The organism is Cellulosimicrobium cellulans (assembly GCF_042723955.1).
Classification (GTDB): domain Bacteria; phylum Actinomycetota; class Actinomycetes; order Actinomycetales; family Cellulomonadaceae; genus Cellulosimicrobium; species Cellulosimicrobium cellulans_H.
Map to the genome: position 1 here is coordinate 75,884 of NZ_JBHXIC010000003.1, position 14,879 is coordinate 90,762.

The window sequence follows — 14,879 nt, forward strand, 5'->3', positions numbered from 1 at the left end:
GGTGAGCGGCGGGCTGGGGTGGGTGGTGGTCGCCGCGGTCTCCCTGATGTGCCGCACGCCGGGCGGCCGCACGGTCGGGTGCCGGCCCGTCGTGGGGTCGTCGACTCAGTCGCGGAAGGTCTCGATGTTGGCGCCCAGCTCGCGCAGGCGTTCCGTCAGGCCCTCGTAGCCGCGCGCGATGATGTCGACGCCGCGCAGGACCGAGGTGCCCTTCGCCGCGAGCATCGCGAGCAGGATGACGACGGCGGGGCGCAGGGCCGGCGGGCAGCTCACCTCGGCGCCGGACCAGCGCGTCGGGCCGGTGACCTGGAGCCGGTGGGCGTCCAGGAGCCGCACGTCGGCGCCGAGGCGCGTGAGGTCGGTGAGGTGGATGGCGCGGCCCTCGTAGACCCAGTCGTGGATGAGCGTCGTACCGTGCGCGTTCGCCGCGATGACGGCGAAGAACGGCAGGTTGTCGATGTTGAGCCCCGGGAACGGCATGGGGTGGATCTTGTCGATCGGCGCGCGGAGCTCGCTCGGGTGCACGGTGACGTCCACGAGGCGCGTCCGGCCGTTGCGGGCCAGGTACTCGGGGCTCAGCGTGTAGCGCAGCCCCATCTCGGACAGGGTCGCGAGCTCGATCTCCATGAACTCGATCGGGACCCGGGCCACCGTGATCTCGGAGCCGGTGACGATGCCCGCGGTGAGCAGGCTCATCGCCTCGACCGGGTCCTCCGAGACGGCGTACTCCACGTCCACGTCGATGTCGGTGCGGCCGTGGACGCGCAGCGTCGTCGTGCCGATGCCCTCCACCCGGACACCGAGCAGCTCGAGGTAGAAGCACAGGTCCTGGACCATGTAGTTGGGGCTCGCGTTGCGGATCGTCGTGACGCCGTCGCGCCGGGCCGCGGCCATGAGCGCGTTCTCCGTGACGGTGTCGCCGCGCTCGGTGAGCACGACCGAGAGGTCGGCGCCCGACGCCGGGGCCACCGTCGCGTGGTAGTTGCCGCCCGTCGCGGTGACGGCGAGGCCGAACGGCCGCAGCGCGATCATGTGGGGCTCCACGGTGCGCGTGCCGAGGTCGCAGCCGCCGGCGTACGGGAGCTCGAACGTGTCGCGGAGCCCGAGCAGCGGGCCGAGGAACATGATGATCGAGCGCGTGCGGCGCGCGGCGTCGACGTCGATGGCGGCGAGGTCGAGCTGGTCCGGCACGACGATCTCGAGGTCGCGCCCACCGGTCGTCCAGGTCGCCCGGACGCCGATCGAGCGGAGCACGTCGACGATGCGGTCGACCTCGACGATGCGGGCGACGCCGCGCAGCGTGGTGCGGCCTCGGTTGAGCAGCGACGCGCACAGGAGCGCGACCGCGCCGTTCTTGGAGGAGTTGACCTCGATGCGCCCGGACAGCGCGTGGCCGCCCTGGACGCGCAGGTGCGCGTGCTTGGGCCCGCCGAGGCTGATGATCTCGGAGTCGAGCGCGAGGCTGATGCGGTTGAGCATCTCGAGGCTGAGGTTCTGGGCGCCCTGCTCGATGCGGTGCACGGCGCTCTGGCTCGTGCCGAGCCGCTCGGCGAGCTGGGTCTGCGTGAGGCCCCGGTTCTGGCGGGCGCCGCGGATGAGCGCGCCGACCTGCGTCAGAGGGGCGTCGTCGATCACTGTCATGCGAGCGACGATAACTCATGGATGAGATATTCACGCGACGACACCGCGCTCCGGCGGCGGGATCACGGGTTCGTCACACGATCTCCATCCGCGTCGTGAGATAGGTGACGACCGGGCGGGTCTCGGGCCTCGTTGCCGGGTTCACCGGTGGGTTCGTCCGCTACGAGGGCCAGCGGCCGTCCGCGCCGGCCCCGACGTAGGGCGGCTCGCGTTCGGGGTCGAGCGCGTCGACCCAGCGCCGGTGCGCCGCGACCTGGAGGTCGTGGAGGGCGTCGGGGCCCAGGGCGCCGAGGTCCGGGAAGGCGCGCGCGAGGGCGTCGAGGAGGTCGAGCGTGGCGAGCACGTCCGCGTCCGCGGTGTGCAGGGGGCCGACGTCGAGCACCTCGTAGCGCGCGCAGAGGTCGACCAGTCGCCGCTTGCCCTCGCGGGCCGGGTCCCACGCGCGGTCCAGCACGAGCGGGTCGAGCACCGGGCGCACGGGTCGGCCGAGCCGGGCGGCGAGCGTCGGCAGGCCGTGGCGGACGAGCTCCGCGTCGAGGAGGGAGAGGTCGAACGCGGCGTTGTACGCGACGAGCGGCACCCCGTCGCGCTGGGCGTCGACGACGAGCGTCGCGATCTCCTCCAGCGCCGTCGCGGGCGCGACCCCGTGGGTGACCGCGTGCGCCGTCGTGACGCCGTGGATCGCCGTCGCCTCGGCGGGGACCTCGACGCCGGGGTCGAGGAGCCACGTCCGCACGTGCGTCGTCCCGGGCTCGCGCAGGACGAGCGCGGCGGTGACGATCCGGTCGACGTCCACGTCGACGCCCGTGGTCTCGGTGTCGAGACCGAGGAGCGGTCCCGCCGTCCAGGGCGTCGTCGTCATGGTGCACCTCGCGGTCTCGCTCGGGTCCCGGTGCTCGTCGCAGCCGGCGCCGCCGGACGTCCCGGCGACGGGCGTCACCCTGCCAGCGCCCACCCACACGGTGGTCGTGCAGGTGGCGGGTTCGGCCCGCCGGTAGGCTGGCCCGGTGAGCAACGAGATCGAGATCGGACGTGGCAAGCGCGGTCGGCGCGCGTTCTCCTTCGACGACGTCGCGGTCGTGCCCTCCCGGCGCACGCGCGACCCGAAGGAGGTGTCGGTCGGGTGGCAGATCGACGCGTACCACTTCGAGCTGCCGATCCTCGCGGCGCCCATGGACTCGGTGATGAGCCCGGCCACGGCCGTCGCGCTCGGCAACCACGGCGGCCTCGGCGTGCTCGACCTCGAGGGCCTGTGGACCCGCTACGACGACCCCACCGCCCTCCTGGAGGAGATCGCGACCCTCGAGCCGCTCGAGGCGACGCGGCGCATGCAGGAGATCTACGCCGAGCCGATCAAGCCCGACCTCATCACGCAGCGCCTCAAGGAGATCCGCGCCGCGGGCGTCACGGTCGCCGGCGCCCTCTCTCCGCAGCGCACCCAGGAGCACTACCAGACCGTCGTCGACGCGGGCGTCGACCTCTTCGTCATCCGCGGCACGACCGTCTCGGCCGAGCACGTCTCGGGCGTCGCGGAGCCGCTGAACCTCAAGCGGTTCATCTACGAGCTCGACGTCCCGGTGGTCGTCGGCGGTGCGTCCACGTACACCGCGGCGCTGCACCTCATGCGCACGGGCGCCGCAGGCGTCCTCGTGGGCTTCGGCGGTGGGGCCGCGCACACCACGCGCGTCTCGCTCGGCATCCACGCGCCCATGGCGACGGCGGTCGCGGACGTCGCGGCCGCTCGCCGCGACTACCTCGACGAGTCGGGCGGCCGCTACGTGCACGTCATCGCCGACGGCGGCGTCGGCCGTTCGGGCGACCTCGTCAAGGCCGTCGCGTGCGGCGCGGACGCCGTGATGATCGGCGCGGCGCTCGCGCGCGCCGAGGAGGCGCCCGGTCGGGGCTGGCACTGGGGCTCCGAGGCGCACCACGCGCAGCTCCCGCGCGGCGAGCGCGTGCGCGTCGGGACCGCCGGCACGCTCGAGGAGATCCTCTTCGGCCCGGGCCGCCAGGCGGACGGGACGCTCAACCTCGTCGGTGCGCTGCGGCGCGCGATGGCGACGACCGGCTACTCCGACCTCAAGGAGTTCCAGCGCGTCGAGGTCGTCGTCTCGCCGTACCAGCCCCGCTGAGCCGCGCCGTGACGGGACGGGTCGCGGACGGACCCCGGCTGACCCGCGCGGGCGACGGCGTGCCCGAACCGGTACCCGGCGCGGCGCCCGACGACGGCCGTGCCGCGACGGCCACGGACGTCACGTTCGCGGAGGTCGCCGACGACGACGTCGAGGCCGTCGTCGCGCTGTGGCGCACGTGCGGGCTCACGCGGCCGTGGAACGACCCGTACCGCGACCTCGCGGACGCGCGTCTGGGGGAGACGTCGACGGTGCTCGTGGGCCGGGCGACGCGCGACCTCCCGCGACCGGCGTGCGACCACGGCGAGGCCGGCGGCGCGGTCCGCGCGGGCGAGGTCGTCGCGTCGGCGATGGCCGGCGTCGACGGGCACCGCGGCTGGCTCTACTACGTGGCCGTCGACCCGCGTCTCCAGGGCAGCGGCACAGGGCGTGCCACCGTCGTCGCGGCGGAGGCGTGGCTCGCCGCGCAGGGCGCGCGGGCGGTGCGCCTCATGGTGCGCTCGACCAACGACGGCGTCCGCGGCTTCTACGAGCGCCTCGGCTACACCGACCAGGAGTGCGTCGTGCTCGGTCGACCGCTCGGTGCGCCGGACGCGCGCGACGCCGGGCGATGACGCCCGTCCCCGCCTGGGCCCCTGACGGCGACGACCTGGTCGCCCTGGAGGCCGAGCATCGCGCGCGGGTCCGCGCGCTCGACCCGCTCGTCGCGGTCCCGGACCTGGGCGCGGCCCCGCAGGACGAGCGCCTGCTCGCCGTCCGGCTCCCCGACGGGTCGAGGGCCGCGGGCCTCGTCACGGTCGGCGACGTCGGCGCGGACTCCTCGGCCGCGCTGTTCCGCCCGCTGCGCGAGCACAGGCTGCGTGCCCGGGCGGCGGGCCCGGACGTCCCGGGTGCGGTGGCGGCGCTCCTCGCGGCGTGGTCGGAGCGCGTCGCGCGGGACCCGGGCACGCCGCCCAACGGCGACGGCGTGCCCCAGGTCGGACCTGCTCCGCGCGACCACGGGATGGTGCTGGTCTGGCCGAGCCGCGACGTCGGGGCGGTCGCGGCGCTCGCCGGGCACGGCTTGCGCCCGACGGTGCACCTCGCCGCGCGCCGCGGAACGGCGCCGGGTGCGGCAGGACACGGTCCGGCAGGCCTGGTCGTACGCGACGCGACGCACGACGACGTCCCGGCGCTCGTCGAGCACCAGCTCGCCGAGCTCGCGTACGACGAGCTCGTGGGCGCCGCCCGGGTGCGGCCCGGAGCCCGGGAGCATCTCGTGACCCAGGTCGCGGGCGCGGTGGCGAACCCGGCCACGACGTTCCTCGTCGCGACGGCCTCGCCGACGGACGTCCGCGGGGCCGGGGACCGAGCCGAGGGGGTGCTGGGCGTCGTCGCGGTCGAGCCGCCGGAGCGGTCGGGTGCGGTCGCCGGGACGGTCACGACCGGCCCGGTCGCCTACCTCGTGCTGCTGCACGTGACAGGCGCCGCGCGTGGCGCCGGGGTCGGCGGCACGCTCGTCGACGCGGCGCTCGCGCGCGTGCGGGAACGCGTCGGGGAGGACGCGGTCGTGCTCCTGCACCACGGCGTCCTCAACCCGCTCTCGGCTCCTTTCTGGGCCCGCCAGGGCTTCCGCCCCGTGCTCACGACCTGGGAGCTCCCCGTCGCGGGCGCTGTGGGTCCGACGACGTAGCCTGTCCCCATGACGAGCTCATCCGGCACCCCCGGCACCGGACCCGGCGAGGGCGCCGCGCTGGACGGCCTGATCGACCCCGAGAACCCTGCGGCGACGTACGTGCTCGAGCCCGACGTCGTCGCACCGCTCGCGCAGCGCGTCGTCACCAGCAACGAGGCGGGCATGCACCGCTCGGTCCTGCCCTTCACGGGCGCGCCGCTCGCCGCGATCCCCGTCTCCTCCGTGGACGACGTGGCGCGCGCGGTCGAGCGGGCACGGGCGGCGCAGCCGGCGTGGGCGGCGCTCCCCGTCCAGGAGCGTGCGGCCGTGCTGCGCCGGTTCGGAGAGCTCGTGCTCGCGCGTCAGTCCGACGGCCTCGACCTCATCCAGATGGAGTCCGGCAAGTCGCGCCGCAGCGCGTTCGAGGAGGTCGCGGACGTCGCGATCCTCACGCGCCACTACGCCCAGCGCGGGCCCCGCTACCTCGCCGACCGCCGCGCGCCGGGCATGCTGCCCGTGCTGACGGGCACGCGCGTGCACCGTCGCCCGGTGGGAGTCGTCGGCGTGATCGCGCCCTGGAACTACCCGCTGACGCTCGCGTTCGCCGAGGCCGTGCCCGCGCTCGTGGCCGGGAACGCGGTCGTGCTCAAGCCGGACCCGCAGACGACGCTCAGCGCGCTGTGGGGCGCCGAGCTGCTCGAGGAGGCGGGGCTGCCCGCCGACCTGTTCCTCGTCGTCGCGGGCGGCGGCGACGTCGGCGCGGCGGTGACCGACCACGTGGACCACATCGCGTTCACCGGCTCGACGGCGACGGGCCGCAAGGTCGCCGCGCGCGCGGGGGAGCGGCTCATCGGGGCGACCCTGGAGCTCGGCGGCAAGAACCCCCTCTACGTCGCGGCCGACGCCGACGTGCGCGCCGCCGCGCGCGGCGCGGTCCGCGCCTGCTTCTCCAACTCGGGGCAGCTCTGCGTCTCGATCGAGCGGATCGTGCTGCACGAGGACGTCGCCGACGCCTTCCTCGACGAGTTCGTGCCGCTCGTCCGCGAGATGCGCCTCGGGGCCGGCCTCGACTACTCCGCCGACATGGGGTCGCTCACGTCGCAGGCGCAGCTCGACCGCGTCGTCGCGCACGTCGAGGATGCCATCGCGCGCGGCGCGCGCGTCCTCGCGGGAGGCGTGCACCGCGCGGACATCGGCCCGTGGTTCTACGCGCCCACGGTGCTGGACGACGTGCCCGACGACGCGGCGTGCGCCCGGGAGGAGACGTTCGGTCCGGTCGTGTCCGTGCGTCGGGTCGCGAGCGACGACGAGGCCGTCCGCGTCATGAACGACTCCGAGTTCGGGCTCAACGCGAGCGTGTGGACGCGCGACGTCGCGCGGGGCCGCCGGATCGCGGCGCGCGTGGAGGCGGGCACGGTCAACGTCAACGACGGGTACTCCGCCGCCTGGGGTTCGGTCGGCGCACCGATGGGCGGGTTCAAGGCGTCCGGCCTCGGGCGTCGGCACGGCCGCGAGGGGATCGAGGCGCTCACCGAGGCGCAGACGATCTCCGTGCAGCGCGGCGCCAACCAGGGCCTCACGCTCGACACGCTCTACGGGGTCGGCGGCGAGCTCCCCAGCAAGGTGCTCACGACCGCGCTCGACGCGATGCGGAAGCTTCGCCTGCCCTGACCGCGCCGCCCTCGTGCCCGGCGCGGTGCGTCCTCAGCGGCGCACGGCGTCGAGCACGGCCTTCGTCGCCGCGGGCACTTCGCGGACGCGGTACAGCACGGCCTTCCACGGCTCCACGCTCGCCGCGCTGACCCCGATCCCGACGGCGTCGAGGCCTGCGACGCGGCACGAGAAGAGCGTGCGCGGCAGGTGATAGCCCTGGGTGACGACCACCGCCGTGCCGACGCCGAACTCCGACACCGCGCGCGTGCACGTCGCGTGCGTGTCGAAGCCCTCGCGGTCCAGCAGGATCGCGTCGTCCGGCACGCCCAGGTCGAGCAGCCACGCGCGCATCGACCCGGGCTCGTCGTAGTCGTCGTGCGCGTCGCCGCTCACGAGGACGACGGGCGCGACGCCCCGGTCGTAGAGCTCCGCGGCCGCGTCGAGCCGGCGCCGCAAGTACGTCGACGGCGACCCGTCGGATCGTAGTCCCGCACCCGGGACGACGATCGCGTCGCTCGGCGGCACGTCGGCCGCGTCGGCGACGTGCGCTCGCCCGACGCCCTGCACGACGACGAACGGCGCCAGCACGAGCACCGCCAGCCCGGCGGCGACCCACACCGTGGTCCGGCGACGCCGCGACCAGCGTGGGCGGTTCCCCCGCGGGGACCGACGGGAGGGCACCGCCGCCGACGCTGACGCTGGCGCTGACGACGACGGCGTGGAGGGCGCGGTGGGCGTGGCGGAGGCAGGCGAAGCGGGATCGTCGGTCACGGCCCGACCCTAGCGCCGAGGGAGCACCTGTTCGGCGGGGTGGGGTGGGGGTTGTGGGCGAGTCAGGCGGGGGCTTCGAGGGTCGTCAGCTCGGTGGTGAGGTTCGCGCGGGCCTGGGCCTCCCACAGCGCGGCGCCCTGCGGGGTGCGGAACAGCCGCCCGTCGCCGAGCAGGCCTCGCAGGACGGCGGCGCGACCGGTGCGGAAGGCGTCGTCTGGGACGTGCGCGTACTCGGCGCGCACCTGCCGGGCGTAGCGCGCGTACCGGTCCGGCGCGGAGCCGAGGACCGCGAGGTCGGCGTCGGACACGAGCGCGCCCGGCCCGTCGCCGGCCGCGGGGGAGTGGTCCGTCGTCACGAGCACGAGCCGGACCACCTCCGCCACGGCCGAGGCGTCGAGGCGACCCGCGAGCCGGGCGCCCGCCAGCTCGGCGGACCGCTCCTCGTCGCGGCCCGCCTCGCCGTCGTGCACGGCGTCGTGGAACCACAGCGCGAGCTGCGTCACGGCGGTGCCCCCCGGTGCGTCACCCGAGCCGCCCTCCGTCGGCAGTCCGCCCGACGAGGCGCCGACGCCCGCGCGCCCGGGCGCAGCGACGTCGTCGGGCACCCCGGGCTGCCGCCCCTCCAGGAGGGCGAGCGAGTCGAGCGCGTGCACCAGGTGCTCGGGCCCGTGGTAGACGCGGTGCGGCTCGTGCCAGCGCTCGACGAGCTCGACCCCGACGTCGCGCGCGCCCGGGAGGAGCGCGTCCCACCGGGCGAGCAGCGCGTCGGCCTTCGCCGCACGCCGCGCCCGGCCCGGGACCCGCAGCCCTGACGCCCCGAGCCGCCGGGCGAGCGTGCGACCGTCGACGGGGAGCGCGCCGGCCGCGACGGCGACGTCGTACCGCTCGGCGGCGACGTCGTAGTGGTCGAGGTCGAACGCGCGGCGGCTCACGCCGATCGAGGCCGCGAACGCGTGCAGCTCCGCCAGCGAGGCGTCCGAGACGAGATGGCTGAACAGCGTCCCGTGCGCGGGCCACGCCGGCGGGTCGATGAGGACGGTCACCGACCGAGCATCCCACCTACGACGCGCGTGACGCCGCCTCGACGACCTCGACGGACTGACGGGCGATCGCGAGCTCCTCCATCGTTGGCACGACCATGACGAGCGTGCTCGTCCAGTCGGGCGAGATGACGCGCGGCTCGCCGGAGCGCACGGCGTTGCGCTCCGGGTCGACCGCGAGGCCCAGTGGCTCGAGACCTTCGACGACGGCGGCGCGCACGTCGGTGTCGTTCTCGCCGACGCCCGCGGTGAACGCGACGACGTCGACCCGGCCGAGCACGGCGGTGTAGGCGCCGACGTACTTGCGCAGCCGGTGGATGTAGACGTCGAAGGCGCGGCGCGCGTCCTTGTCGCCGGCGTCGATGAGCCGGCGCAGCTCGCGGAAGTCGTTGACCCCCGACAGGCCCTTGACGCCCGAGCGCTTGTTGAACAGGACGTCGATCTCGTCGATGCTCATGCCCGCGTTGCGCGCGAGGTGGAACACGACGGCCGCGTCGATGTCGCCCGTACGGGTGCCCATGACGAGGCCCTCGAGCGGGGTCATGCCCATCGACGTGTCGACCGCGACCCCGCCGCGGACCGCCGAGGCCGACGCGCCGTTGCCGAGGTGCAGCACGATCGTGTTGAGGCCTTCGATGCGGCGCCCGAGGACGCGCGCGACCTTGCCCGAGACGTACTGGTGGCTGGTGCCGTGGAACCCGTACCGGCGCACGCCGTGCGCCTGCGCCACCTCGCGGTCGAGCGCGTACGTGGACGCGGCGTCCGGCAGCGTGGAGAAGAACGCGGTGTCGAACACCGCGACGTGCGGCACGTCGGGCAGCAGCTCGCGCGCGACCTCGATGCCCTTGACGTTCGGCGGGTTGTGCAGCGGAGCCAGCGGCGAGAGCTCGGAGATCTGGCGGACGACCTCGTCGTCCACGAGGACCGGCGCGGAGAAGACGGCGCCGCCGTGCACCACACGGTGGCCCACCGCGTACACGTCCGCGTCGGCGAGCGTCGGGCCGACCTCGTCGAACAGGCCGAGCGCGATGCGCAGGGCGACCCCGTGATCGGCGACGGGCTCCTCGCGCGTCGTCGTGTTCCCCGCGAACCGGTGCTTGATGATGCCGGTGTCCTCGCCGATGCGCTCGATCGTGCCCGCCGCGATCGCCTCGCCGCCGACGGGGTTGACGAGCTGGTACTTGAGCGAGGACGACCCCGAGTTCATGACGAGCACGGACCCGTGCGCGCCGTACGCGCTGTAGGGGTTGGGGCGCTCGCCCTCGGGCAGGATCGTCATGACGTGGCTCCCTGGGACTCAGAGGTGGGGTCGGCGGCGTCGGCCGGGGCCTGCGCCTGGATCGCGGTGATGGCGACGGTGTTGACGATGTCCTGCACGAGCGCCCCGCGCGAGAGGTCGTTCACCGGCTTGTTGAGGCCCTGGAGGACCGGGCCGACCGCGACGGCGCCCGCCGAGCGCTGGACCGCCTTGTAGGTGTTGTTGCCCGTGTTGAGGTCCGGGAAGATGAACACGGTCGCGCGGCCCGCGACGTCCGAGCCCGGCATCTTCGACGCCGCGACGGACGCGTCCACGGCAGCGTCGTACTGGATCGGGCCCTCGACGAACAGGTCGGGGCGGCGCTCGCGGACGAGCGCCGTGCCCCGGCGCACCTTGTCCACGTCGGCGCCGGAGCCGGACTCCCCGGTCGAGTACGACAGCATCGCGACCCGCTGGTCGACGCCGAACTGCTGCGCCGTCGCCGCCGAGGAGATCGCGATGTCCGCGAGCTGCTCGGCCGTCGGGTCCGGGATGACCGCGCAGTCGCCGTAGACGAGCACGCGGTCCTGCAGGCACATGAGGAACACGGACGACACGACGGACACGCCCGGCTGGGTCTTGATGATCTCGAACGACGGCTTGATGGTGTGCGCCGTCGTGTGCTTGGCGCCCGAGACCATGCCGTCCGCGAGGCCGAGGTGGACCATCATCGTGCCGAAGTACGACACGTCCTGGACCCGCTCGCGCGCCTCCTCGAGCGTCATGCCCTTGTGCGCGCGCAGGCGCTGGTACTCCGCGGCGAACCGCTCGACGAGCTCGGGGTCGTGCGGGCTGACCACGTGCGCGGCGTCGATGTCGAGGCCGAGCTCGGCCGCGCGGGCGCGGACCTTCTGCTCCTCGCCGAGGATCGTCAGCTCCGCGACCTGTCGGCCGAGGAGCGTCGACGCGGCGCGCAGGATGCGGTCGTCGTCACCCTCGGGCAGCACGACGTGCTTGCGGTCCGCGCGGGCGCGCGACAGCAGCTCGTACTCGAACATGAGCGGCGTGACGACCTCCGGCCGGGGCACGTCGAGCCCCGCGAGGAGCGCCGCGCCGTCGACGCTCTGCTCGAACAGCGCGAGCGCCGTGTCGACCTTGCGCTGCGACTCCTTGGTCACGCGGCCCCGGGCGCTCGCGGCGGCGCTCGCCGAGCGGAACGTCCCGAGGTCGGTGCGGATGATCGGCAGGCTCGGGTCGAGGTCGGCGACGAGGCGCGCGGTCGACTCGGGCGGGAAGAACCCGCCGTTGAGGATGACGCCCGCGAGGGACGGGAAGCCGGACGCCGAGTGCGCGGCGAGCAGCCCGATGAGGATGTCGACGCGGTCGCCGGGCGTGATGACGACGGCACCGTCGGTGAGCCGGTCGAGCAGGTGCTCGAACGACATGGCACCCACGAGCAGGTCCGTCGCCTCGCGACCCAGGAGCTCCTCCTCGCCGAACGCGAGCGTCCCGCCCACGGCCTCCATGAGCGCGCGGACGGTCGGGGCGTCGAGGAACGGGTCCTCGGGGACCGCCCACCCGGGCAGGCGGGCGCCCGGTGCGGGCTCCGCCGTCGTGCCCGACGGCACCCCCGCCCCCGCGAGCGGCTCGCCGTCCGGGCCGAGCGCGCCGAGCAGCGTGCGCACCGCGTCGAGGTCGTCGGGCTGCACGCGGTTCGCGACGACGCCGATGGGCTGCGCGTGCTGGGAGCGCAGCTCGGCGACGCTCACCTCGATGAGGTTGCCCACGGCGTCGGGCGTGCGGCCCTTGCCGGAGACGACGAGGAGGACCGGCGCGCCGAGGTTCGCCGCGACGCGCGCGTTGAACGACAGCTCGGTCGGGCCCGCGACGTCGGTGTAGTCCGTCCCGACGACCACGACGAAGTCGCACTGGCGCGCGACCTCGTGGTAGCGCGCCACGATCTGCGACAGCGCGCCCTCGGGGTCGGCGTGGACGTCCTCGTACGTGACGCCGATCGCCTGCTCGGCGGTGACGTCCACGCCGTCGTGCGCGAGCAGGAGCTCGAGCACGTAGTCCTGCACGTCCGGGCCGGCGGCCCGGGTGACCGGCCGGAAGACCCCGACCCGCTGGACCTTGCGGACCAGCAGGTCGAGGACCCCCAGCGCGATCGTGGACTTGCCCGTCTCGCCCTCGGGCGAGGTGATGTAGATGCTGCGAGCGGTGTCGCTCACTCGTTGTCTCCTCCGGTGTCCTGCACGGCGGCGCTCGCGCCGTTGTACTGCGGGCCACCCTCCTCGGTCGCCGTCTCGCCGACGTCCGGCCACACCCAGTCGCGCACCTCGGGGATGTCCTCCCCGTGCGATCGGGTGTACTGGCGGGCCGCCAGCCGCGCGTCGACCATCTCCTGGCGCAGGCCCGCGTAGGTCGAGCGCAGGGACGGCACACGGTCGATGACGTCGATCACCAGGTGGTAGCGGTCGATGTCGTTGAGCATGGCCATGTCGAACGGGGTGGTGGTGGTGCCCTCCTCCTTGTAGCCGCGCACGTGGATGTTCGGGTGGTTCGTGCGGCGGTACGTGAGGCGGTGGATCAGCCACGGGTAGCCGTGGTAGTTGAAGATCACGGGCTTGTCCGTGGTGAACAGCGTGTCGAAGTCCTTGTCCGACAGCCCGTGCGGGTGCTCCTTCTCGTCCTGGAGCCGCATGAGGTCCACGACGTTGACGACCCGGACCTTGAGGTCGGGGATGCGGCGGCGCAGGATGTCCGCCGCGGCGAGCACCTCGAGCGTCGGGACGTCGCCCGCGGCACCGAGCACGACGTCGGGGTCCTCGCCCTCGACCTCGGTGCCGGCCCACTCCCAGATGCCCAGACCGCGCGTGCAGTGGGCGATCGCCTGCTCCATGGACAGGAACTGCGGCGCCGGCTGCTTGCCCGCCACGACGACGTTCACGTACTGGCGCGAGCGCAGGCAGTGGTCGTAGGTGGACAGGAGGGTGTTGGCGTCCGGCGGCAGGTAGACGCGGACGATCTCGGCCTTCTTGTTCACGACGTGGTCGATGAAGCCCGGGTCCTGGTGGCTGAAGCCGTTGTGGTCCTGGCGCCACACGTGGCTCGACAGCAGGTAGTTGAGGCTCGCGATCGGCCGCCGCCACGGGATGTGGTTGGTGACCTTGAGCCACTTCGCGTGCTGGTTGAACATCGAGTCGACGATGTGGATGAAGGCCTCGTAGCTCGTGAAGAGGCCGTGGCGCCCGGTGAGCAGGTAGCCCTCGAGCCAGCCCTGGCACTGGTGCTCCGACAGCATCTCCATGACCCGGCCGGCGCGCGCGAGGTGCTCGTCGACGTCGGGCCCGAAGAAGTCGGCGTTCCACTGCTTGTCCGTGACCTCGTAGACCGCCTGGAGCCGGTTCGACGCGGTCTCGTCGGGGCCGAAGATGCGGAAGTTGTCCGGGTTGAGGCGTACGACGTCGGTCAGCCACTGCCCGAGGACGCGCGTCGACTCCGCGACGTTGCCGCCCGGGCCCGAGACGTCGACCGCGTAGTCGCGGAAGTCCGGGAGGCGCAGGTCCTTGAGCAGGAGGCCGCCGTTCGCGTGCGGGTTGTCGCTCATGCGCAGCGTGCCCTCGGGCGCGAGCGCGGCGATGTCGTCGCGCAGCCGGCCATCCTCGTCGAACAGCTCGTCGGCCCGGTACGACTCGAGCCAGCCGCGCAGCACGTCGAGGTGCTCCGGGGTGTCCCGGGCGCTCGCGAGCGGCACCTGGTGCGCGCGCCACGAGTCCTCGGTCTTCTTGCCGTCGATGACGGGCGGGCACGTCCAGCCCTTGGGGGTGCGGAAGACGATCATGGGCCACGCGGGGCGCTCGTCGTTCCCTGCCGCGGCGTCGGCCTTGATCTGCGCGATGTGGTTGAGCACCTCGTCGAGGAGCGTCGCGAAGCGCCGGTGCACCTCGAAGTGGTCCTCGCCGTCGAACCCGCCCGTGAAGAAGTACGGGGTGTGGCCGTAGCCGATCATGAGGTCGCGCAGCTCGTCGTCGCGGATGCGCGCGAGCACCGTCGGGTTGGCGATCTTGTACCCGTTGAGGTGGAGGATCGGCAGCACGACGCCGTCGTTGCGCGCGTTGACGAACTTGTTGGAGTGCCAGCTCGTCGCGAGCGGGCCCGTCTCCGCCTCGCCGTCGCCCACGACCGCCGCGACCAGCAGGTCGGGGTTGTCGAACGCGGCGCCGTACGCGTGGGAGAGCGCGTAGCCGAGCTCGCCGCCCTCGTGGATCGACCCCGGGGTCTCCGGCGCGACGTGGCTCGGGATGCCGCCGGGGAAGGAGAACTGCCGGAACAGCCGGCGCAGGCCCTCGGTGTCCTGCGTGATGTCCGTGTAGGTCTCCGAGTACGTCCCCTCGAGGTACGCGTTCGCGACGAGCCCGGGGCCGCCGTGACCGGGGCCCGCGACGTAGATCGTCGACTGCCGGCGCTGCGCGATCGCGCGGTTGAGGTGCGCGTAGAGGAAGTTGAGGCCCGGGGTCGTGCCCCAGTGGCCGAGGAGGCGCGGCTTGACGTCCTCGCGGTCCAGCGGCGTGCGCAGCAGCGGGTTGTCGAGCAGGTAGATCTGGCCGACGGACAGGTAGTTCGCCGCGCGCCACCACGCGTCGACGCGACGCAGGGTGTCGTCGTCGAGCGGTGCGACCTCGGCGGGTCGCCAGGCGGTGGACTCGGTGGCGGTGGTCGTGCTCATCTCACGCTCCTGCAGGGGGAAG

11 protein-coding genes are annotated in these 14,879 nt (G+C 73.9%); 4 read left to right on the forward strand and 7 right to left on the reverse strand.

The genetic code is table 11. From position 1 onward, the window contains the following. Positions 1-105: 105 nt before the first annotated feature. The gene (locus ACFWH7_RS01780) at positions 106-1,641 is read right to left on the reverse strand and encodes a helix-turn-helix domain-containing protein (protein WP_378214721.1); all 1,536 of its coding nucleotides are present in this window, start codon (positions 1,639-1,641) and stop codon (positions 106-108) included. A gap of 160 nt (positions 1,642-1,801) precedes the next feature. Continuing rightward, complete coding sequence (locus tag ACFWH7_RS01785) at positions 1,802-2,503, reverse strand: exonuclease domain-containing protein (protein WP_378214722.1); 702 nt, start codon at positions 2,501-2,503, stop codon at positions 1,802-1,804. A gap of 145 nt (positions 2,504-2,648) precedes the next feature. Here ACFWH7_RS01785 and ACFWH7_RS01790 point away from each other — a divergent pair, with 145 nt between their 5' ends. The 4 genes from ACFWH7_RS01790 to ACFWH7_RS01805 are packed head-to-tail and all read left to right on the forward strand — an operon-like array spanning position 2,649 to position 7,098. Continuing rightward, positions 2,649-3,773: a GuaB3 family IMP dehydrogenase-related protein gene (locus ACFWH7_RS01790; protein WP_053369640.1), complete on the forward strand. Its 1,125-nt coding sequence runs from the start codon at positions 2,649-2,651 to the stop codon at positions 3,771-3,773. A gap of 8 nt (positions 3,774-3,781) precedes the next feature. Continuing rightward, a complete protein-coding gene (locus tag ACFWH7_RS01795) occupies positions 3,782-4,387 on the forward strand; it encodes a GNAT family N-acetyltransferase (RefSeq protein ID WP_378214723.1) in 606 nt (201 codons plus the stop codon). Further along, positions 4,384-5,445: a GNAT family N-acetyltransferase gene (locus ACFWH7_RS01800; protein ID WP_378214724.1), complete on the forward strand. Its 1,062-nt coding sequence runs from the start codon at positions 4,384-4,386 to the stop codon at positions 5,443-5,445. The genes ACFWH7_RS01795 and ACFWH7_RS01800 overlap by 4 nt, the downstream gene beginning before the upstream one ends. Positions 5,446-5,454: 9 nt before the next feature. Further along, positions 5,455-7,098, forward strand: a complete 1,644-nt coding sequence (locus tag ACFWH7_RS01805; RefSeq protein WP_378214725.1) for a succinic semialdehyde dehydrogenase — start codon at positions 5,455-5,457, stop codon at positions 7,096-7,098. A gap of 33 nt (positions 7,099-7,131) precedes the next feature. On the opposite strand, the gene ACFWH7_RS01810 is transcribed toward ACFWH7_RS01805, so the two are convergent. The 5 genes from ACFWH7_RS01810 to ACFWH7_RS01830 form a co-directional block, all read right to left on the reverse strand. Next, positions 7,132-7,698 carry a SanA/YdcF family protein gene (locus ACFWH7_RS01810; protein WP_378214726.1) on the reverse strand — a complete coding sequence of 189 codons (567 nt, stop codon included), beginning with the start codon at positions 7,696-7,698 and terminating at the stop codon, positions 7,132-7,134. Positions 7,699-7,913: 215 nt separating this feature from the next. Next, positions 7,914-8,894 carry a DUF4031 domain-containing protein gene (locus tag ACFWH7_RS01815; protein ID WP_378214727.1) on the reverse strand — a complete coding sequence of 327 codons (981 nt, stop codon included), beginning with the start codon at positions 8,892-8,894 and terminating at the stop codon, positions 7,914-7,916. 16 nt (positions 8,895-8,910) lie between these two features. Further along, on the reverse strand, positions 8,911-10,170 hold the full coding sequence (locus ACFWH7_RS01820; protein ID WP_378214728.1) for an acetate/propionate family kinase: 1,260 nt from the start codon (positions 10,168-10,170) through the stop codon (positions 8,911-8,913). Next, a complete protein-coding gene (gene pta / locus ACFWH7_RS01825; RefSeq protein WP_378214729.1) occupies positions 10,167-12,359 on the reverse strand; it encodes a phosphate acetyltransferase in 2,193 nt (730 codons plus the stop codon). Before pta ends, ACFWH7_RS01820 begins: the two co-directional genes overlap by 4 nt. Next, on the reverse strand, positions 12,356-14,857 hold the full coding sequence (locus ACFWH7_RS01830; protein ID WP_378214730.1) for a phosphoketolase family protein: 2,502 nt from the start codon (positions 14,855-14,857) through the stop codon (positions 12,356-12,358). The genes pta and ACFWH7_RS01830 overlap by 4 nt, the downstream gene beginning before the upstream one ends. Positions 14,858-14,879 lie beyond the last annotated feature (22 nt).